22 protein-coding genes and 1 tRNA gene are annotated in these 19,657 nt (G+C 38.2%); 8 read left to right on the forward strand and 15 right to left on the reverse strand.

Going from position 1 to position 19,657, the window contains the following annotated elements; all coding sequences use genetic code 11:
- Positions 1-15: 15 nt before the first annotated feature.
- Complete coding sequence (locus H9I37_RS08470) at positions 16-885, forward strand: deoxyribonuclease IV (protein ID WP_187382104.1); 870 nt, start codon at positions 16-18, stop codon at positions 883-885.
- Between the two features lie 111 nt (positions 886-996).
- Here H9I37_RS08470 and fabZ read toward each other — a convergent pair whose 3' ends face one another.
- Genes fabZ through H9I37_RS08485 form a run of 3 tightly spaced genes read right to left on the reverse strand, consistent with a single transcriptional unit; the run spans position 997 to position 3,682 of the window.
- The gene (gene fabZ, locus H9I37_RS08475) at positions 997-1,428 is read right to left on the reverse strand and encodes a 3-hydroxyacyl-ACP dehydratase FabZ (RefSeq protein ID WP_187382106.1); all 432 of its coding nucleotides are present in this window, start codon (positions 1,426-1,428) and stop codon (positions 997-999) included.
- Between the two features lie 2 nt (positions 1,429-1,430).
- The gene (gene fabF / locus H9I37_RS08480) at positions 1,431-2,687 is read right to left on the reverse strand and encodes a beta-ketoacyl-ACP synthase II (protein WP_187382108.1); all 1,257 of its coding nucleotides are present in this window, start codon (positions 2,685-2,687) and stop codon (positions 1,431-1,433) included.
- Between the two features lie 41 nt (positions 2,688-2,728).
- Positions 2,729-3,682, reverse strand: coding sequence for an ACP S-malonyltransferase (locus tag H9I37_RS08485; RefSeq protein WP_187382110.1), 954 nt, complete (start codon positions 3,680-3,682; stop codon positions 2,729-2,731).
- Positions 3,683-3,885: 203 nt separating this feature from the next.
- Here H9I37_RS08485 and sufC point away from each other — a divergent pair, with 203 nt between their 5' ends.
- From sufC to H9I37_RS08520, 7 genes are all read left to right on the forward strand, one after another.
- Positions 3,886-4,623 carry a Fe-S cluster assembly ATPase SufC gene (gene sufC, locus H9I37_RS08490; protein WP_187382113.1) on the forward strand — a complete coding sequence of 246 codons (738 nt, stop codon included), beginning with the start codon at positions 3,886-3,888 and terminating at the stop codon, positions 4,621-4,623.
- Between the two features lie 48 nt (positions 4,624-4,671).
- Positions 4,672-6,087: a Fe-S cluster assembly protein SufB gene (sufB, locus tag H9I37_RS08495; protein WP_187382115.1), complete on the forward strand. Its 1,416-nt coding sequence runs from the start codon at positions 4,672-4,674 to the stop codon at positions 6,085-6,087.
- 10 nt (positions 6,088-6,097) lie between these two features.
- The gene (locus H9I37_RS08500; RefSeq protein ID WP_187382117.1) at positions 6,098-7,258 is read left to right on the forward strand and encodes a SufB/SufD family protein; all 1,161 of its coding nucleotides are present in this window, start codon (positions 6,098-6,100) and stop codon (positions 7,256-7,258) included.
- 35 nt (positions 7,259-7,293) lie between these two features.
- Positions 7,294-8,541, forward strand: coding sequence for an aminotransferase class V-fold PLP-dependent enzyme (locus H9I37_RS08505; protein ID WP_187382118.1), 1,248 nt, complete (start codon positions 7,294-7,296; stop codon positions 8,539-8,541).
- A gap of 213 nt (positions 8,542-8,754) precedes the next feature.
- Entirely contained in the window at positions 8,755-9,189 is a 435-nt protein-coding gene (gene sufU / locus H9I37_RS08510) for a Fe-S cluster assembly sulfur transfer protein SufU (RefSeq protein ID WP_370586904.1), read from the forward strand.
- A 25-nt stretch (positions 9,190-9,214) separates the two neighbouring features.
- Positions 9,215-9,288 (forward strand) — tRNA-Arg (locus H9I37_RS08515).
- Between the two features lie 179 nt (positions 9,289-9,467).
- Positions 9,468-10,250 (forward strand): hypothetical protein, encoded by a 783-nt coding sequence (locus H9I37_RS08520; protein WP_187382120.1) that lies wholly within the window; start codon positions 9,468-9,470, stop codon positions 10,248-10,250.
- On the opposite strand, the gene H9I37_RS11650 is transcribed toward H9I37_RS08520, so the two are convergent.
- From H9I37_RS11650 to H9I37_RS08575, 12 genes are all read right to left on the reverse strand, one after another.
- Complete coding sequence (locus tag H9I37_RS11650) at positions 10,137-10,484, reverse strand: DDE-type integrase/transposase/recombinase (RefSeq protein WP_370586905.1); 348 nt, start codon at positions 10,482-10,484, stop codon at positions 10,137-10,139. The two genes, H9I37_RS08520 and H9I37_RS11650, sit on opposite strands and share 114 nt — an antisense overlap.
- 35 nt (positions 10,485-10,519) lie before the next feature.
- Positions 10,520-10,708, reverse strand: coding sequence for a helix-turn-helix domain-containing protein (locus H9I37_RS11655; protein WP_187382567.1), 189 nt, complete (start codon positions 10,706-10,708; stop codon positions 10,520-10,522).
- Positions 10,666-11,007 carry a hypothetical protein gene (locus H9I37_RS08530; RefSeq protein WP_187380488.1) on the reverse strand — a complete coding sequence of 114 codons (342 nt, stop codon included), beginning with the start codon at positions 11,005-11,007 and terminating at the stop codon, positions 10,666-10,668. Before H9I37_RS08530 ends, H9I37_RS11655 begins: the two co-directional genes overlap by 43 nt.
- Positions 11,008-11,158: 151 nt before the next feature.
- Complete coding sequence (locus H9I37_RS08535; RefSeq protein ID WP_187382122.1) at positions 11,159-11,674, reverse strand: NADase-type glycan-binding domain-containing protein; 516 nt, start codon at positions 11,672-11,674, stop codon at positions 11,159-11,161.
- A gap of 159 nt (positions 11,675-11,833) precedes the next feature.
- Entirely contained in the window at positions 11,834-12,256 is a 423-nt protein-coding gene (locus H9I37_RS08540) for a hypothetical protein (RefSeq protein ID WP_187382124.1), read from the reverse strand.
- On the reverse strand, positions 12,253-12,759 hold the full coding sequence (locus H9I37_RS08545; RefSeq protein ID WP_187382126.1) for a hypothetical protein: 507 nt from the start codon (positions 12,757-12,759) through the stop codon (positions 12,253-12,255). Before H9I37_RS08545 ends, H9I37_RS08540 begins: the two co-directional genes overlap by 4 nt.
- The gene (locus H9I37_RS08550; protein ID WP_187382128.1) at positions 12,756-13,859 is read right to left on the reverse strand and encodes an NADase-type glycan-binding domain-containing protein; all 1,104 of its coding nucleotides are present in this window, start codon (positions 13,857-13,859) and stop codon (positions 12,756-12,758) included. The genes H9I37_RS08545 and H9I37_RS08550 overlap by 4 nt, the downstream gene beginning before the upstream one ends.
- Positions 13,856-15,490, reverse strand: coding sequence for a hypothetical protein (locus tag H9I37_RS08555; protein WP_187382130.1), 1,635 nt, complete (start codon positions 15,488-15,490; stop codon positions 13,856-13,858). The genes H9I37_RS08550 and H9I37_RS08555 overlap by 4 nt, the downstream gene beginning before the upstream one ends.
- A gap of 21 nt (positions 15,491-15,511) precedes the next feature.
- A complete protein-coding gene (locus tag H9I37_RS08560; protein ID WP_187382131.1) occupies positions 15,512-16,036 on the reverse strand; it encodes an SH3 domain-containing protein in 525 nt (174 codons plus the stop codon).
- A gap of 11 nt (positions 16,037-16,047) precedes the next feature.
- On the reverse strand, positions 16,048-16,209 hold the full coding sequence (locus H9I37_RS08565; protein WP_187382133.1) for a hypothetical protein: 162 nt from the start codon (positions 16,207-16,209) through the stop codon (positions 16,048-16,050).
- Between the two features lie 2 nt (positions 16,210-16,211).
- Positions 16,212-18,722 (reverse strand): M23 family metallopeptidase, encoded by a 2,511-nt coding sequence (locus tag H9I37_RS08570; RefSeq protein WP_187382135.1) that lies wholly within the window; start codon positions 18,720-18,722, stop codon positions 16,212-16,214.
- A 224-nt stretch (positions 18,723-18,946) separates the two neighbouring features.
- Complete coding sequence (locus H9I37_RS08575) at positions 18,947-19,657, reverse strand: SH3 domain-containing protein (RefSeq protein WP_187382137.1); 711 nt, start codon at positions 19,655-19,657, stop codon at positions 18,947-18,949.

Below are 19,657 nucleotides of genomic sequence, written 5' to 3' on the forward strand. Positions count from 1 at the left end.
TTGCTGGAGGCAGATATGCACATAGGTTATCACGAATCTACATCTAACGGATTTTTGGCGCTCGGGGAAGAAGCTGTCAGCGTCGGCGGCGATACATTTGCTTTTTTTACAAGAAATCCGCGCGGCGGAAAGGCAAAAGAAATAGAAAAAGATGACGCTGATAAACTCGTCGCATTCATGAAAAAACACAATTTTGCTCCTCCTGTTGCACATGCCCCGTACACAATGAATCCGTGTTCTGCCGATGAAGGTCTGCGTCAATATGCTTACGAAATGATGGTAGATGATTTTGCACGGCTCGAATATACACCTGGCAGTTTGTACAATTTTCATCCCGGTTCACACACAGGACAAGGCTCTGATGTCGGAATCGATTTGACATCTTCAATGATTGCAAATGTATTCAATACAGTTATCGGTAGGTCCGGAACCGAAAAAAAAGCTTGTTCTACGACACTTTTGATTGAAACGATGGCAGGCAAAGGTTCTGAAATCGGGCGCACATTTGAGGAAGTAAAACAGCTAATAGAGCTGACAGAAGAAAAATATGGAGAATCGCTTGCCGATAAGCTTGGCGTTTGCATGGACACGTGCCATATTTGGGACGGCGGCTACGACATCGTTCACAATTTAGACGATGTCATCGCAAAGTTCGATAAAGTTATCGGGTTAGGACGCCTTCACGCAATCCATCTAAATGATAGCATGAACGATTTAGGCTCACATAAAGACAGACACGAAAAAATCGGTAAAGGTTATATAGGGCTTGAAGCGCTTGTGAGAGTTACAAAGCATCCGGCTCTAAAAGATTTGCCGTTTATCCTAGAAACGCCGAATCAACACGAAGGATACAAAGCCGAAATTGAGCTTTTGAAAAACAGTTAAAATTAAACGCCCGAAAATTAAAGTTTCATACAAGAATTGTACGCTCCAACTTTCGGGCATTTTTATTTACACAAAAAATAAACGCAAAAAATCAAATTGCAGCAAAACAAATTATTTTGCAGAACCTACAAGGCACATCCACTCTGCTTCGGCACACAATGAATCGCCAACGTACAGCTTGCCGCATTGTTTTATCATCTTTGGACTGTTCCGCAAAAACTCAATTTCCATTCGAGCTTTATCGCCAGGACGAACTTGATTTCTGAACTTTACTTTGTCCATAGTCGCAAAGAAAAACAATCCGTCAGAGGGAACAATGTTCAGATAGCGGAGAGCCGCTCCACCAGCCTGAGCCATCGTTTCACAGAGAATTACTCCGGGAACAACAGGATATTCCGGGAAGTGCCCTTTAAAGAAAAATTCATTTTCCGTAAAAGTATGCTCGCAGACACAGCCTTTTTCGTCAGCGGAGATTATTTCATCTACGAATAAAAAAGGCTCGCGGTGCGGCAGCAGTGATTTTATATCAGTTGTAAGTCCCATGATTAGTCCTTAACCTTTTTAACGATGATTGCACCGTTGTGACCGCCAAATCCGAATGTTGCAGACATTGCAGCATCTATATTCATCTCAATACCTTTATTTGGAACGTAGTCTAGGTCACAGCCGCCTTCTACATCCTGTTCATCGAGGTTTTTTGTGCATGGAACAAAACTGTCTTCTATTGCTTTAACACAAATCATAGCTTCGATGGCACCTGTAGCACCAAGACAATGTCCGTGCATAGATTTTGTAGAAGAAATCTTGAGTTTGCGTGCGTTTTCTTCCCCAAATGCGATTTTAATCATGTGAGTTTCAGATGAGTCGTTTTTGTGCGTAGATGTTCCGTGAGCATTGTAATACTGAATCTCAGATGGATTCATTCCCGCATCTTTCATAGCACGTATCATACATTTTGAACCGCAAATTCCGTCCGGGTTTGGAGCTGTGAGGTGGAAACCGTCACAAGAAGCACCATAACCTGCAACTTCAGCGTAAATCTTTGCGCCGCGAGCTTTAGCGTGTTCATATTCTTCGAACATCATGATACAAGATCCTTCTCCCATCACAAAACCATTGCGGTTCTTATCAAACGGGCGGGAAGCTTTTGTCGGATCGTCATCAAAGCCTGTTGAAAGTGCGTGCAATACCTCAAAAGCAACAATACCAAATTGACAGATTGTAGCTTCTGCGCCACCTGTCAAACAGCAGTCGAGGCGTCCAGAGCGAACCATATCGAATGCATCTCCCATGGCATCTGTACCGGAAGCGCAAGCAGTAGCGACAGACTGAACAGGTCCGTGGCAGCCAAAGTTTATAGCGATGTTTCCACCAACTTCGTTTGGAATAAGCTGTGGAATAGCCATAGGATTTGTTTTTACAAATCCCATTTTCTGTAGAGAAAGCACAGAAGATTCCGTAATTTCAAGACCGCCGATTCCAACACCAAGTATTATTCCGGTTTCGTCGAGAACTTCTGAATTTCCGAGCAATCCTGCATCTTCGAGGCACATCTTTGCAGCAGCAACGCCAAACTGAGTAAAGCGAGCCATTTTCCTTGCGTCTTTAGAATCCATATAAAGAGATGGATCAAAGTTCTTTACTTCAGCAGCGTAGTGAACTTTGTTGATTGAAGAATCAAACTGTGTGATTGGGGCAATTCCACTTTTTGCAGCTTTAATTCCTGCCCATGTATCTTCTACAGTATTTCCAAGAGGAGTAACCGCTCCCATTCCAGTGATAACAACACGTCTGTTTGCCATAATTAAGTTTCCTTCTCTAATTTAATTTTACAGGATTTATCCTAGTAATTTGCAAGTGTTTCAGCAGAGTTTACAGAAACACATTTTATTTCTTCGCCATATCCTGATTTTGCCCAAAGACCGGACAAAACAGAACCAACTCCCGGCTCAATCAATTCCCATTCATTGTCTTTATCGTCAGCTATCAAATCGTTTAGGACTTTTTCTTCATCTGTCCAGCGAACAGGATTTGTGAGATGGAGAACAGCATTTTTCTTGATTTCGGCAGCATCTTTTGCCTGTTTTCCTGTGACGTTGCTAAAAAGTATTTTATCTGGATTGTTGAAAGTAAAGTCGGCAAGTGCTTTTTCAAAATTGTCAGCAGCTTCCTGCATAAGCGGAGAATGGAACGGTCCCGCAACTGCAAGACGAAGAGCACGGCGAGCACCAGCTTCTTTAGCTTTTGCTTCCAATTCCGTAAGAGCGTCAGCTGTGCCTGAAACTACAGTCTGAACCGGCGAGTTTAAGTTAGCTGGATAAGCATCTTTTATATCTTTTGTAATGGCTGTGACCTGCTCTGGAGAAAGCCCTATGACAGCAGTCATTCCGGGTGCGTGACCTTCATTCTCTTTTGCAATTTTTTCACAAGTTGCCTGCATAATCTGACCGCGCTTACGAACAACTTTGATCACATCTTCAAAACTAAGAACACCGGCTGCATAAAGTGCAGGAAATTCGCCAAGGCTGAATCCCATCACTGCAGACGGTTTAATCCCTTTTGATTCAAGAACTTTTATTACAGCCAAAGATGCAGTTGTAATCGCTAACTGACTGTTATCGCTGCGGCTCAAAACAGCAGCATCGCTTTCCCAGAGAAGTTCAGCCATATTTACGCCAGTGATTTTTGAAACTTCATCTACAACTTTGCGCGCTTCAGGGTAAGCGTCACAAATATCTTTAATCATTCCGGGAACCTGAGCACCCTGCCCCGGAAATAAAAATGCATATTTTTTCATAATCAACACCAACCTTAATATTAAAAATATCTTTATTACAAAATGACAAATTTCATCTATTCTGTCAAGTACAGAAAAATATCCGTAAGATTCGATTTTCAAGTCAGGTACAGCAAAAAAGTAAAAATATATAACCTATCATTTTAATAGATAAAACTCTGAATTTAATTGTAAACATTCTTTTTTTTTAGTATATTTTAACCATGCTTTTAGAAACTAAAAAACTCAGTGCAGGTCTTGAAGATGGCACACAGATTCTCAGCGACCTCGATATTCGGATTGGAAATGACGAAATTCATGTTTTAATGGGACCAAACGGAGCGGGAAAATCTTCGCTCGGAAACACATTGATGGGAAACCCAATTTATCATGTAACTAGCGGAAATATCTTTTTTAAAAATCAAGATATCACTGATTTGAGTACAGATAAACGCGCAAAACTCGGAATGTTTATGTCTTTCCAAAATCCTCTCGAAGTTCCGGGAATTTCCCTCGAAACGTTTATCCGTTCCGCAATTCAACAGAGGACAGGAGAGCATGTAAAACTCTTTCAGTTTCAAAAAGAACTAAAAGCTTGCATGGAACTACTAAATATTGACTTTGATTATGCAAAGCGCGATTTAAATGTAGGTTTTTCCGGCGGAGAAAGAAAAAAAAGCGAAATATTGCAGCTGCTCATGCTAAAACCTGATTTTGCAATTCTAGATGAAACTGATTCGGGGCTCGACGTTGATGCGGTTCACGTAGTTTCAAAAGGTATTGAAGAATATCAGAAAACTGTAGGCGGTTCTCTTTTGATTATCACTCACAATGCTAAAATTCTTGAATCTTTGAAGGTCAATCATACGCATGTCATTGTCAAAGGACACATTGTTCACTCAGACGACGGTTCATTGGTAGAAGAGATCAACAAAAATGGATTTGAGAAATATATTAAATAAGCCGGATTTCATACTGCGGAATTTATGATATTTATTGAGGAATAGCTGATGGCAGAAGAAAAAACAATTGTAGCTGATATAAACAACGATTTTTATGATTTCCGTTACGAAGAAGATGAAGAGAATTTTTACAGGATTGAAAGTGGGCTAAATCCAGAAATTGTTAAAAGAATCAGCGATGAAAAAGAAGATCCTCAGTGGATGCGGGAATTTAGGCTAAACTCGCTTCAAATATACAATCAGCTGCATGTTCCAAACTGGGGTCCATCTATTGAAGGACTCGATATTGCAAACATTTCAACTTATGTCCGCCCAAAAACTAAAATGAGCGGCAGTTGGGAAGATGTTCCACAAGATATCAAAGACTCATTTGAAAAACTCGGAATTCCTGAGGCAGAGCGAAAATCTCTTGCAGGCGTCGGTGCACAGTATGATTCGGAACTTGTCTATCACAATGTTCAGGAAGAAGTCGCAAAGCAGGGCGTCGTTTACATGGGCTTTGAAGAGGCATTGAAAAGCAAAGAATGGGGCTCAATGGTTCAGGAATATTTTATGACTTTGATAACTCCAAAAGACCACAAGTTTGCAGCCCTTCACGGCGCCGTATGGTCAGGAGGCTCTTTCGTTTATGTCCCAAAAGGTGTGCATTTGAGCTTTCCTCTTCAGTCTTATTTCCGTTTAAATGCAAAGGGAGCAGGTCAGTTTGAGCACACGTTGATAATTGTAGACGAAGGCGCTGACCTTCACTTTATTGAAGGCTGTTCCGCTCCAAAATATAACGAAGCAAATTTACATGCAGGAGCTGTAGAGCTTTTTGTAAAGAAAAATGCCCATCTGAGATATTCTACAATCGAAAACTGGTCAAAAAATATGTACAACCTCAACACAAAACGCGCAAAAGTTGAGGAAGGCGGTGCTGTCGAATGGATTTCAGGCTCATTCGGCTCGCACATATCTTATCTTTACCCCGAAAGCGACCTAGTAGGGCGAAATGCGCGTTCGGAATTCACAGGAATTACATTTGCAGGCGGCGGACAGTGTTTGGACACGGGCGCAAAAATGGTTCACCTTGCTCCCGATACGACAAGCTTGATCACAACTAAATCGATTTCAAAAGGTGGCGGAGAAAGTTTTTATCGGTCTGCCGTCTACATCGGAAAAGAAGCAACAGGAAGCAAAGCGAGCGTTTCATGCCAGTCGTTGATGCTTGACAGCGAAAGCCGTTCAGACACAATCCCTGCAATGGAGATTTTGAACGACGACTGCGATGTCGGACATGAAGCCAAAATCGGAAGAATAAGCAGCGAAGCGATTTTTTATCTGATGAGTCGCGGTATCCCGGAAGATGAGGCGAGGAGTATGATTGTAAGCGGGTTCGCAAATCCTGTCAGCAAAGAGCTTCCGCTCGAATATGCAGTTGAGATGAATAATCTTATTCGTCTAGAGATGAAAGGCACAATGTAAGAGAACGACGATGAAAGAAACATTTAAAATAAACAAAATCCCTTCTATCACGTGGAACTGGCTAAAGATAAATCATGACGAAGTGACTATCGACACAAAATTCGTTCACAAAAATGCAGTTTATGACAATTTGCCGGAGGGGTTCACGATTGGCAAAAACAATACAAAAATTGATTTTGATAATATAAACGGCGGGCTTTTCGCAAAGCACAATCTCAAAACGCCGGATAAACGGGCTGAAAATTATGAAAAACAGAAAGAAAATCGTAAAAATAATTGCGAATCAATTTCAGAGCAAAATCATCCGCTCGCAAAAATCATAGCGCAAGCAGCTTTTGATGCACAAATAATCACCGTAAACGGAACTCCTTCTAAACCTCTAGTGCTTTACATTTCAAACGGATCCGAATCTAACGTAATTTCAAATCAATTTATTTATGTAAAAGAAAACTCGGAATGCACTGTTATATTTGTTTACGAAAATAACGAAAAACTTGCGGCCGAAAGCTCTCTTACGATTCAGACAAAAATCTACGTCGAAAAAAATGCAAAAGTTCACGTTGTAAAAGTTCAACTTTATCCTGAAAATACGCTTCTGTTAGATGACACAGGCTATGTCGCAATGGAAAATTCTGATGTAAAATTTACACAGATTGAGCTCGGAGGCGGACATTCTTCTTCGGGGCTCTACGTAAGTCTGCAAGGCTATAAATCTTCCTTTACATCTGATGTCGCTTATATATGCAAAAATAGACAGATTCTCGACATGAACCACATCGTCATTCATAAAAACAAAAAAACTAAATGTAAAATGAATGTAAACGGCTCATTAAAAGATGAAGCTTCTAAAACGTACCGTGGAACAATTGAATTAAAAAAAGGCTGCGCAGGTTCAGTCGGCTACGAAATGGAAGAAACGCTGCTGCTCTCTCCAAAGACCGCAAATAAATCAATTCCGGTCATCCTTTGCGATGAGGAAGATGTTGAAGGTGAACACGGTTCAACAATCGGTCGCCTTTCATCCGATATTCTTTTCTATATGCAGACACGCGGAATAAGTGCAAAAGAAGCAGAAAAAATAATGTCAGTTGCAAAAGTTCAAGCAGTGGCAGATAAAATTCCGGATGAAAATATAAAACAAAAGATTTTAAACTTTATCGAAAACAAATAATCTTAATTTTGTCTTACAACCGGGAAGGAATGTTAATGATGGTAAACAAGTATAGAAAAGATTTTCCTTTTTTTAAGGCGATAGATGAACATATTTCAAAAGAAAACAACGGACTAATCTATTTTGACACAGCCGCAACAGCACAGCGTCCATATCTCGTGCTAGATTCAATGAGCCATTTTTACGCAACTGCGAATGCAAATCCGCTGCGTGGACTCTACAGCCTTTCAGAAAGGGCAACAAACGCTTATGAAGATGCAAGGGCAACAGTTGCAAAATTTATAAATGCAAAACGTCTTGAAGAGATAATTTTTACTCGCAACACGACCGAAAGTTTAAACCTTGTGGCATACAGTTGGGGTCTTTATCATCTTAAATCCGGTGATGAAGTTTGCATTTCAATCATGGAACATCATTCAAACATCCTTCCGTGGCAGATAATTTGCCGCCAGACAGGAGCTAAACTTGTTTTTATGGAGTGCGATAAAAAAACAGGTGTAATAAGTGAAGACGAGTACAGAGCTAAAATCACAGGCAAAACAAAAATCGTAAGCATAGTTCACGTAAGCAATGTGCTTGGAATAACAAATCCTGTAAAGAAAATCGGAGAAGTTGCACATAAAGTCGGTGCAGTTTTCATCGTTGACGGAGCACAATCTACACCTCACATAAAAGTCGATGTTCAAGATATCGGAGCTGATTTTTTAGCTATGAGCGGTCATAAACTCTGTGGGCCAATGGGAATCGGTGCGCTTTACGGACGTTATGATTTACTGGAAGAAATGCCTCCATTTATGACAGGCGGAGAGATGATTGAATACGTCACACGAGATTCTGCGACTTGGGCTGAAGTTCCTCATAAATTTGAAGCCGGAACGGTAAGCGCCGGAGATGCAGTTGGAATGGCTGCCGCAGTCCGTTATCTGCAATCAGTCGGATTGGACAATATTGAAAAGCGAGATAAAGAACTTACAGAGCGTCTGATGGACGGGCTGAAAAAAATCCCGCATTTAAACTTTGTAGGAAGCGATGATCCACACAAACGAAGCGGAATCGTGACTTTTACAGTTGACGGAGTCCATCCTCACGACATCGCTACACTTTTGAGCGATGAACACATTGCAATCCGAGCAGGACACCATTGCGCTCAACCGCTGCAACAGTATCTTGGGATAAATGCAAGTGCACGTGCAAGCCTGTATTTCTACAACACAGAAGAAGAAGTCGACATTTTCATAGATAAGATATCACAGGTGCGCAAATGGAGCGGTTATAAAGACTGATTTGCAGTTTCAAGTTGTGTTAAGATTGACACCCTCTTTAAACAACATGAGTATGCTGACTGATTTGCTGATTTGTTGGCCATCATTCTGATTGTCTGCATCCGCTGATTACTCACGCTGATTGACGCAGACAAAAAATAAACTATAATTAAATACGATTTATAAATTTCTACGATGGCTGCGTAACTTATAAAACGAACAATGCAAGGAAATATGATGGACACTAAAGAACTATACAGAGAAATATTAAACGAGCATAACATCAATCCGACCCACAAAAAGGAACTCGATTCTCCAACTTTTTGCCTCGAAGGCGTAAATCCTAGCTGCGGAGATCAAATCACACTCCAGATGACACTCGGCTCAGACGGAAAAATCAAAGATGCGAGTTTTACAGGAAGCGGCTGTGCAATAAGTCAGGCATCTGTAGATATGATGGCAGACCTTGTTATCGGCAAAACTAAGGAAGAAGCTCTCGCACTCGCTGATATTTTTGACAGAATGATAAAAGGTTCCGTCACAGAAACAGAACTAGAACAGCTAGACGAAGCTGCCGCACTGCAAGATGTTTCCCACATGCCAGCTCGCGTAAAATGCGCAATGCTCGGTTGGCGAACGATGAAAGAAATGCTATTGAAACAAAAATAGATTTATGCTATATTGTTATCCACTTGGTGCTTTAGCTCAGCTGGATAGAGCAGCTGCCTTCTAAGCAGCAGGTCGACAGTTCGATTCTGCCAAGCATCATACCACATAACTTTATGTATTACAATAAATTACAACACATGACAAATGATAAAAATATGTCATTTGAAGCGGAAATTTAAAAGTGGTACACAAAGTGGTACATAAATTTAAATACGCCCACCGGTAAATTGGGAAGCATTGGAGTTATAACCTGATAATAAAAATTAGGGGTTACGCCTATGCAGAAATTGCCATTCTCTCTCACAGCGCGAGGCAACTCGCCATTTTACTATGTTCGTTTCCGCAACGAGCAGACAGGCGGTTTCCTTTCTTGGGTTTCCACAAAAGAAAAGAATTACAGCAGAGCGCTCCGCAAGGCATGGGACATGTACAACGCCATGCAGTCGGGGCGCGAGCTTGAGAAACTCTCATTCTATGACACAATCAGAAAATCAGACTACACAAAAGAGGATGTAGAGAAATTCCTTGAGGATTTCCAGCGAAAAGGGTTTGTCACAAGCTTTGTAATGAAAGACGAGGGTTTTCTGAACACCCCGGCGCTTCAGTGGCTTGTTGATTTCTGGAATCCTGAAAAGTCCGTATACCTGCGCGAAAAGCAACGCAAGGGACAAAGCGTCCATAAAAAGCACACCGAAAATTCCGCTGCCTTTATTACAAACCACTGGGCAGAAATCATCGGGGAAAAGACACTGGGAGAGATCAACCGCAAGGTAATACAAGAGCAGTTTGACCGGCTGGACGGCATGCAGCTCAACGGAAACACAAAAAACCATGTTCTGAGAGCGGTGCTTACTCCGCTCAAATGGGCGTTCAACAATGAGCTTCTTCCCCGTGATGTCTCAAAAGGCTGGGTTATGTATAAAGCACAGTACAAGAAGCGTGCGATTTTAACAATGGAAATGGCTAGAAGTGTTTTCACACAGACTGTTTATTGTATCAACAGCAAGTTCTGTATCAGCATGATTAGACATCCTGAACGCCAGAATCTCTTTGTTGAATAAATCCATTACTGCGCTAAGGAATAACCATCCATTTTTTATTTTGAAGTATGAGATATCTGTCACAAGCTTCTGCAACGGTTTATCTGCAGAAAACTCCCTGTTAAGGATATTCTTAGGCAGATTGGCATCATTCTCCTTCAAAGTCTGATAATATCCCTTAGGAAACCGTCTTACACGGTTCTCTACATGAATCCCATACAGATTTGATACCCTCAAAATCCTTTTGTGATTCATTTTTATGCCAAACTGGAGTTTCAGGTAATGAGCTTTTACCTTAGCTCAGCGTAGCGTAATTGTTTTTCAGGCAGCATTTTTATTATCTCTAGTGTTTCAAGGTCTTTGTCATTTTTCCTTGTGTTATCTTTCTGATAATAAAATGTTGCTCGGCTTATGCCTGTAATCTTACAAAGAACGCTTATTTTGTATCCTTTTTTATGTAATTCTTTGATTGTTTCGATTGCTGTTTTTTTTTACTTTCTGGAAACCTTATTGCTTCGAGTTTCTTTGCATAAGCTTTCCAGTATTCAGCTTCTGTTTTGTAGTATTCAATATCCTTCTGTTCATCATCGATGATTATCTCGTTTCTGGTTTCCACAGGCAATCCTCTGCCGGTTCTTTGTTGCAAAACCCAATACCTTACGGTATCTCGCTGCAGTCCATATTTGGCTGCTAGAGTTCTGTAACCGACAACTCCTGCCTTGTATTCTGCCAAAACCTTTACTCTCAAGTCAATTGGATAAGGAATTGTAACTCCCATTTTCTAACCTCCAAAAAGTGTCTAATTTTTTGGGGTCAGTTCATTCGTTGCTCGCTACCCCTTCCAACGGGGGCAATGAAGTTTTCAGATGTTTGTACTATTGCAGTCCTTTTCAATTTGTCTTAGTCCGCCCCCGTAACGCCCCCATAGTTTACTGTAGGATTATTCCACTTTTTCCCATTGCTTTTATAAAATCTGGCAAAGGCTCAGTTTTATCATAACGCCAGTCATAAACACCTTCTTTAATAGTATTAAGGATTCTTGCTGACATTTCCTCATAACTTGGCAAATTTGGATTTGTTACCAGTATTGAAGAAATGCAGGTGTCGTCATATTTACTGCCTTTATACACATCCTTTATTGTCATTCTGATCTTGTCTGTCTTTGCTGGCAGTTTTATAACGGTATATCTTACAATGTCATCAAGTTCGTACTCCTGTGCGAATTTTGGATTTTCACTTTCTATTAGTACAGTTTTTACCCTGCTGTTCTTTTCATACAAATCCATGCGTGTAAAGTCTACAAAGCCGTTCAGTATCTGCATTTCATCAGACTTCCACTTGAACTCCATATCCAGATATTCGCCTATGCCATAACCCTTTACACCTTCTACCCATGGAGGGGTTATTGAGTCGTAAAGAGTTTTATCATAGTCATCTGTATCCATATAATAAATTTTTTCAAGAATATTATTCGCCAAATACTCTACAAAACCGTTCCTAGTATTTTCCGATAAAGAAGATGACGCTTTGATTGATTTTATACCAGCATCATAAATTGCAACTCTGTGAGTCTCTCTACATGATTCTATATAGGTTTTATCGGATTATTTTTTGTATTCTTTCCACATTTTATAATCAAAACTTTTCCTATCATCAATATCACGAAACATTTCGTTTGGCATATCTACTCCATATTTTGGTCTAACAATAATGGGAATTATTATACCTTTTCCTTCTATGTAGTATTCATCTATATTAGATTCTTTTTTCCTCGAAAGAGAATTTTTTACAAAGTAACCTTGAACTTCTTTTTCCACATCATACGAATACTGAAGAAGAAGCCCCTCTTTTTCAAAAACTTCCCTTTTACCAGCTGTAATAATAGCAAATTGTTTTTCACTTAAATAATATAAAATCAGTCCTTTATCATAAATATTTGTAAAATAAGTTATATCTATATTAATTTTTTCAGAAAATAGCATTGCCTCCATAAAAAAAACACTAAAAATTAAGATAATTTTCTTCATGGTCTCAACTTTCCTTTTAAATGAATATTAAACTGGTAACCATTGTAAATACGAAGTTCTCTATATCGTTCTAGTTGCTTATTAAAGTAGTACGCACCTGTGCCAATACTTTGTTTACTATTCCAATTTCCAACATTTTTATCACTCATAGGTCCAAAGCAGTTTTCAGACCCAGCATTTTGACTCATAGAATGATATAAAGTAGATTTTGCTCCAGGTCTATCTTTGCCTGTCATATCAAGAGTACGCCCTTCCATAGTTACAGCACCATTAAACACTCCAACTTGGTCTACTCCATATGCATTTTTTCTCCATGGGTTGGAATTAACTAAATACATCTTAAAATATTCAGAAACAATGGTCTGTCTAGGATTATTTATATTATCAATACTGGTAAATGCATTTTCAAAATTTTCATTTGCTATGTATGTACCTGTAAAAACATCTTTCATCCAAAATTTGACATCAGTGTTATCACGGTCTTCATAAATAATCTTAGTCATTTTTCCGAAACATCCCTTATAAACCTTTGCAATGCCATTGCTTCATAGTGTGATGATTTATCATAGCCGTCAATTAAGGCATTTAAAATATTTTCTTTCATTTCTTCGTAGTTTGGAACATTTGGATTTGTTACAAGAATCGAAGAAAGACATGTATCCCTATATTTTGTGCCTGGGTATACATCTTTAATAGTCATACGGATTTTATCTGTTTTTTGTGGAAGATTTATTACCGTGTATTTTACAAGGTCTTCAAGTTGATATTCTTCCAAAAACTTCGGGCTTTCGCTTTCGATAAGTACGGTTTTTACTCTGCTGTTCTTTTCATACAAATCCATCCGGGTAAAGTCTACAAATCCATTTAAAATCTGCAGTTCATCTGATAGCCACTTGAATTCAATATCAAGATATTCTCCGATTCCATAGTCATCCTTGCCTTCTACCCAGGGAGGAGTGATTGAATCATATTGGATAAAATCATAATCTTGCCCTGGCCGGTAATAAATCTTTTCTAATATATTATTTGCCGAATAGGTTACTCTTCCTTTTCTTGTATTTTCAGACATACACGAACTAGCAAAAATATTTTTTATACCAGAATCATATATTTTCACACAATTCATTTGCAATTCCATATCGATTGCATCATATTGTTCAATTTCCTTAAACTGCTTCCATTTTTTTAAACTAAAAGATGCTATATCATTTGCATTCTCCCACATCTCATAAGGAATCCATATTGGAACAATATCCTCAGGTGTAACTATAATTTCCATAATTACACCTTTTCCAGGTACATAATATCTATATTTTTTTTTCCCATGATTCAAATAAGAATATTTATCTCTCAAAAAATGGTCATGAGTTTCTAAATGTATGCTTACACATTCTCTTTCAATTCTTAATCCTGAAAGTATTTCCGAATCTTTTTTATGACCCTTTAATATACCATATTGATTATTTGTTAAAATTCTTACAGTCAACCATTCTGAGTCAGAGTAATTTATAAAGTCACTTGTATCTAAGTAAAAATTCTCCGAATAAGTTTTTAATAATACAAGAAGAAAAAATAGACTTAGGATAAATATCTTTCTAATCATTTTAATCTCCCCTTTAAATGTACATTAAACTGATAACCATTATAAATTCCAAGTTTCTTATATAGATCTAATTGTGTTTGAAAATAATAGGCACCTGTTCCCTTATTTTCTTTTTTAGAATAACCTCCCATCTGAAAATCACTCATTGTACCAAAGCATCCTTCCATTGTTCCGAATTGATCTGTTGGATGATACAAAAATCGTTTGAAATCAGTACCGTCAAAACCTTGTATATCAATTGTATTACCTGCAGCCGTTTGTGCATTAGAAAAAAGACCTACTGTATCTACTCCATATTTTCTCGAATCATAATCAATTAACCTCATATTGAAATACTCAGAAACAATTGAATTCTTATGGTTCACATTATCAATACTGGTAAATGCATTGTCAAATGTCTGTCGGGCAATATCCTTCCCTGTAAACACATCTTTCATCCAAAATGTAGCCGATGTATTATCACGGTCTTCATAAGCAACATTTTTTCTATCTTTATATCCGCCTTTTCCGTCATCATACACACTGAATGCATTATCTTCTCGGGTAAAATCCAGTCCCGCCGTAAAGAATACATACTTTCCTGTATCCACTTCCCTATAGACTCCAAGACTGTCATTTTGTTCCAAACCAGGAATGGTTAGATTTCCACCACTCCATTTTGATGTTGATGAATCCCAGTTGGCGCCATTTTTTGTCAATAAATACTCAGTTATCAATTTTTCTTTATTGTTTTCAAATATTGACTTATATTCAGAAGAAGGAATTTTATCAATATCAAGTCCTGTCACACTTTTAATTACTTCATCGGGTATTTGTCCCAAACTGTCTATTGTTCCACCTAACATTTTTTGAACATTTTCAATACCAATGGCATTTAATAATGCAAGGGATTTGGAACCCGTAAAATCAGATCCTTCAATTTTTTCTGGTATATAGTCACCTTTTTCATCGACGATTTCTCTTGAAAAATAATAATTTCCATCATCTTCAATAGAGCCGTCAAGCTTAAATAACCAATAATCCGCAGAATAATCATAATTATCACCTACATATTTTCCGAATGCGCCCCAGTCACCGGTTGCGAGCGCATAGTCAAAGGCCGTCATGTCGTTTTTCAGGTTTATGTCTGTATTTATAAAACCGGTCATCATGTCCTTGTACATGCTGTCGCCCTGCATTCGTTTTGCAAGGGCTGTGTGTCCCAGAACAGCTTCCTCAGTCTCGTTGAACTGACTCTGAGCATCTCCTACAACTCCATCCCTATATGATTCATGTCCTAGTGTTATTCCCATTGCAAGCTTCTCTTCTCGTGTCATGTTTTCTTTGTAGCTGTTCAGGTATACCGTTCGCCTTCCGTTTTCTGCTACGGTCTGCGCCTTGCAGTCTCCATTGCCGCGCTTTAGTTCCGTTCTGTCTTTTAGTATATCTTCCAGCTGGGCAAGCTGTTTTTCATCTCCAAAGCCGTACTGGGTACGGTGCGCTGTTGCCGCATTGGCTATATTGCTCCGGTTTGCGGCTCGCATTATCTGCAGATTCTTGTTCAATGTCTTTATGCCCTGCAGTGACGAGGTTACTGTTCCAAAACTCAGGTCTGTGCCGCCTGTATACTTCTTATAGATATTTTCAATCAATATATATTTGAACAAATTAACCTATTCCTCATAGATAAGATTATTTTCCATAACAGTCCAATTTTCCGACAAAGACAAAAAGGGAATATAACCTTCTTTATCTTCGTACTCCACTTTTAGCCAAATATCATTTTTTGACTTTTCCGTACAACATACATCGATTATATTGAAAATATTCTCTGGAATTAATTCCATTATTATTTCAGAATCCAAAGATTTTGATTTTCTTAAAAATGTTTTTTCTTTTACAAAAAAATTTGACTCAAATTTATTTACAGACCCTATTGTATCTTCTGCTATAAAAATTGGATCAATACCATAGACTTCTACAATCCAAGATGCTGTATTTGATATTTTTTCTTTATCTATTCTTGCTTTATATTTAAGAAACATTCTTTTTTCTTCAGCAGAAGTTTCTTCCGCCCCTATCCAAATCTCTATAAAATCTATCTCTATAAAATTATCTTCAAAATTAATATTATCAAAATTTAAATAATATCCAGCTGAACTAAAACCTAAAGTAATTTTATTTGGATATTCAAACAATAATTCTCCGACTAAAAAATCTTCATCACCCTAAGACAGATATATAGAGAGTCATAAGATATGTTATACTTATCAAAAAAACAAGTTTGCAGATTTGGATTTTTTTTTACAACTTGAGCGTAAAAATAAGATGCAAACAAAAACATAGAAACAAAAAAAATATTTTTTTTCATTATTATCTCCTATTATGCCAATACTGATAATTTTTTCTGTACTCCCAATGCAAATGAGAATTCGTAGAATTACCTGTGTTACCAACATTTCCAATCTGAGTACCGGCTGGAATATAAGTTCTCCATAAATTACTTGAAGTTGTATAATTTGAAAGATTTTTCAGTTTTGCAGTTGCAATAGAATTTTCTTGCAAATGACCATAATAAGTAGTATTTCTATTACCAAAAAGTCTTACTTCATATCCTGTGTTTTTATTCAATGGCAAATTTTTATTTACAGAATTTGAGTATAAATAACTATCAATATTCGTATAAACTATATCACCTTGTTTTCCATACGTAGCTAAATCAATTGCAAAGCCACGAGGATTTCCCCAACCATGATTAGCATACGTCCCATTTTTATAATGATAAGTTGATTTTGTGGAAATTCCTATTGTTTCACTATCAATAGGATTTAAAATTCCTCCAGAACCGAAAGCATTATAAATATAGTTGTCATCACAAAATGCATTTGTATTAATTATTCTTTCAATTTCTCTAAAAGCACTTTTAGAATCTGAAGAATTATACTGTTTATTTAATTTATCATTAAAATAATTAATCATATAACTATCATATTTCTTTGCATAATCATAAAATTCGAACAATAAATTAAGCTGCAATAGCTGATCATTAGTAATTAATCCATTTTCAAATGCATAGTCTGATTTGTACATAGATACAGCAGTCTCCATACTACCGCCAAAATCAGACCAGACTCTATCAGCATAGTTAACCTGAAAATCATATGCAGCCTTAAACGAATCCGATGTTTTTATACTAGAGTTTTCTGGCTTTCCAATCCATGCTTTCTTGTCTGCATCCCAAACATAATCGTTATGCAATTTTGAACTGGCTTCCTCTACAGAAATACCAAGCATTTTCGCCAAAGAATCTGTATATCCCCCACTGCCTTCATAATGTTTTAATAGAAGACCGTTTTCATCGTACAAATCTTTAGAGCCATCAAAAACTATATTTCCATCACTTAATACCCGCCAATAATCCGCAGAATAATCATAATTATTTCCCACATATTTTCCAAATGCGCCCCAGTCACCGGTTGCGAGCGCATAGTCAAAGGCCGTCATGTCGTTTTTCAGGTTTACGTCTGTATTTATAAGACCAGTCATCATGTCCTTGTACATGCTGTCGCCCTGCATTCGTTTTGCAAGGGCTGTGTGTCCAAGCACTGCTTCCGCAGTCTCGTTGAACTGACTCTGAGCATCTCCTACAACTCCATCCCTATATGATTCATGTCCTAGTGTTATTCCCATTGCAAGCTTCTCTTCACGTGTCATGTTTTCTTTGTATTTATTTAGATAGACTGTACGCTGACCGTTTTCCATAACAGTCTGGGCATCGCCCTTTCCATCGCCTGCCTTTATCGCGGCTTTACCGTTCAATATATCATCAAGCTGCTGCATTTGTTTTTCATCGCCGAAGCCGTACTGCATACGTAACGCTGTGGCTGCATTTTCCATATTATTTGCTTTAGCAGCTTTTTTTATCTTTGAGTTCATATTCAGATTATTAATTCCTGCAAGTGCTGTTTTCAGATTTCCCATGCTTACATCCGTTCCGCCGGTTCCTATTCTACTGGAAAAACCTTTTTTGCCTCCCAAAGTTACTTCCAACAATCCACTGCTTGCTCCTGCTCCAAAATCAGATATATTAAGGACATTAAATGTCGCCTCTCCCGTTAATCCGTATGTAACTGCGGTACTTGCAAGACTTCCGATTGTTGAATTTAAATTTGAAATACTTCCTATCTGGCTTGAGTTGAATCCGTCCAGTTTGCTGTGCTCAAGTCTTGTTATCTTTTTGCCGCCTTCACCAAGAACATTTTCATATCGTGCGCCGACTACAGCCTCGCTCAGGCTATTCGTCACAAGGCTTCCTGCAGTGCTTGAGATACAGCCTTTCCAGGTGTCAAAGCTCTTCATACTGGCAGAAAATTTGTCCCAATCTCCTCCACTTTGTATTGCATTTACCGTTACTGTGCTGGTTACACTCGTTGCAGCACTTACTCCAGTCTTTGCTACCACTCCTCCTATCCCACTTAATCCCGAAACTGCAGCTCCTGCTCCCGCTCCCAACACACTTATCGCACTTGTTGCCGCACTCGTTGCAAGCTGCTTTCCTATCTCTTCAGGACTTTTATATTCTCCTGCTAAATCAAGTAAGGCAAAAAGACATTCATTTGTAAATGTTATCGCTGCTCCTATAGCTGCTACCGCCATCGCTCCCAGAACTGCTGATGAACCTACTGTAAACGGACTTGCTACTGCTCCTACTATTGCCGCCGCCGCTGCTGCCGCTACACAGGCTACTGTACGAATGCTTGGAGGTTCAAAGCCAAGGAAATCTCCAGACCAGAGTTTCTGATCCCAGCCGGGCTTAGCAAGTTCTGAAATTCCCTTGCCTTTCTGGACTTCATTCCATGCAAAATTGAGCATTATTGAGCCCATTTGGCCGGAACCGTCAAACTCTGTATTGTCGCTGAGTGAATCTGACGGATCTACATCTTTTATTAAAGTACCGCCTTCTCCAACCCAGATATCAAACTCGCCTTTTTGTCTATCGTTTTCTTCCCATTGTGCAAAACACCTTTCTTATCTTATCAGCTGTTTACACTTTGAACCAGTCTCCTTTTGTGTTCTATTTTACAGGCGCATTATACCCGAAAAAAATGTTAATTTTCGATACTTTCCAGGATTTTTTCTTTATCTGAATACCCGAGATTTTCATCTTCAAAGAAAATTCTTACATAGTATCCGTAAATCCAGCCATATTGATTTTCACTAATTTTTACTTTATACCATGGATTTTTTTCACCATCGATTTTTTCATCAAAGGTTTTCCTTTGCTCGTATAAAGTTACTTCGTCTCTCTTCTTCAGCGTACCAATTTTCTTTCCCTCCAAAGATGGTTCATCACGGACATTTAAATCATCGATTATAATTGCTTGACACGTTATCGGATAGGTTTGTGAGGTATCAATTGAAACTCTTGTAAAATGATTCCAAGAATTCTTAGCCTTCATTAAATCTTCAACAGAAACATTTACTTTTAATCGTTCTGGAAATGACCACCTAAAATAACTTCTATTCTCATCAAAAAAATTCTGAGCGAAACATCTTGTATAATAGATTTCTAGATAATCACCTTTAATAAGATAATCAGGATTAATAATTATTGAAAATGTTCCATTTCCAGAACTTGACACATGACCTTTGTCAAAATGAATTACACCTGCTAAATTATCTGATTTTTCATTAAATCTTAATCCAATTGTTATAGTTTCATTTAGCAGAAAATCTTGGATATTCACTCCATTTGCAATTACTTTCCCATTAAAAAAAATACAAACAATAAGAAAAATCAAAATATTATTTTTTTTCAT

Source organism: Treponema sp. Marseille-Q3903, assembly GCF_014334335.1.
Taxonomy (GTDB): Bacteria; Spirochaetota; Spirochaetia; order Treponematales; family Treponemataceae; genus Treponema_D.

What these genes read in the sequence shown, in the direction of transcription:
- H9I37_RS08470 (WP_187382104.1), top strand. Translation starts at nt 16, where the DNA reads ATGCACATAGGTTATCACGAATCTACATCTAACGGATTTTTGGCGCTC.
- H9I37_RS08530 (WP_187380488.1), bottom strand. Translation starts at nt 11,007, where the DNA reads ATGGGAGTTACAATTCCTTATCCAATTGACTTGAGAGTAAAGGTTTTG.
- sufU (WP_370586904.1), top strand. Translation starts at nt 8,755, where the DNA reads ATGATGGACACTAAAGAACTATACAGAGAAATATTAAACGAGCATAAC.
- H9I37_RS08575 (WP_187382137.1), bottom strand. Translation starts at nt 19,657, where the DNA reads ATGAAAAAAAATAATATTTTGATTTTTCTTATTGTTTGTATTTTTTTT.
- H9I37_RS08550 (WP_187382128.1), bottom strand. Translation starts at nt 13,859, where the DNA reads ATGATTAGAAAGATATTTATCCTAAGTCTATTTTTTCTTCTTGTATTA.
- sufC (WP_187382113.1), top strand. Translation starts at nt 3,886, where the DNA reads ATGCTTTTAGAAACTAAAAAACTCAGTGCAGGTCTTGAAGATGGCACA.
- H9I37_RS08565 (WP_187382133.1), bottom strand. Translation starts at nt 16,209, where the DNA reads ATGAAAAAAAATATTTTTTTTGTTTCTATGTTTTTGTTTGCATCTTAT.
- H9I37_RS08570 (WP_187382135.1), bottom strand. Translation starts at nt 18,722, where the DNA reads ATGGGCTCAATAATGCTCAATTTTGCATGGAATGAAGTCCAGAAAGGC.
- H9I37_RS08505 (WP_187382118.1), top strand. Translation starts at nt 7,294, where the DNA reads ATGATGGTAAACAAGTATAGAAAAGATTTTCCTTTTTTTAAGGCGATA.
- H9I37_RS08500 (WP_187382117.1), top strand. Translation starts at nt 6,098, where the DNA reads ATGAAAGAAACATTTAAAATAAACAAAATCCCTTCTATCACGTGGAAC.
- H9I37_RS08540 (WP_187382124.1), bottom strand. Translation starts at nt 12,256, where the DNA reads ATGAAGAAAATTATCTTAATTTTTAGTGTTTTTTTTATGGAGGCAATG.
- H9I37_RS08520 (WP_187382120.1), top strand. Translation starts at nt 9,468, where the DNA reads ATGCAGAAATTGCCATTCTCTCTCACAGCGCGAGGCAACTCGCCATTT.
- fabZ (WP_187382106.1), bottom strand. Translation starts at nt 1,428, where the DNA reads ATGGGACTTACAACTGATATAAAATCACTGCTGCCGCACCGCGAGCCT.
- fabF (WP_187382108.1), bottom strand. Translation starts at nt 2,687, where the DNA reads ATGGCAAACAGACGTGTTGTTATCACTGGAATGGGAGCGGTTACTCCT.
- H9I37_RS08545 (WP_187382126.1), bottom strand. Translation starts at nt 12,759, where the DNA reads ATGACTAAGATTATTTATGAAGACCGTGATAACACTGATGTCAAATTT.
- H9I37_RS11650 (WP_370586905.1), bottom strand. Translation starts at nt 10,484, where the DNA reads ATGAATCACAAAAGGATTTTGAGGGTATCAAATCTGTATGGGATTCAT.
- sufB (WP_187382115.1), top strand. Translation starts at nt 4,672, where the DNA reads ATGGCAGAAGAAAAAACAATTGTAGCTGATATAAACAACGATTTTTAT.
- H9I37_RS08485 (WP_187382110.1), bottom strand. Translation starts at nt 3,682, where the DNA reads ATGAAAAAATATGCATTTTTATTTCCGGGGCAGGGTGCTCAGGTTCCC.
- H9I37_RS08535 (WP_187382122.1), bottom strand. Translation starts at nt 11,674, where the DNA reads ATGGATACAGATGACTATGATAAAACTCTTTACGACTCAATAACCCCT.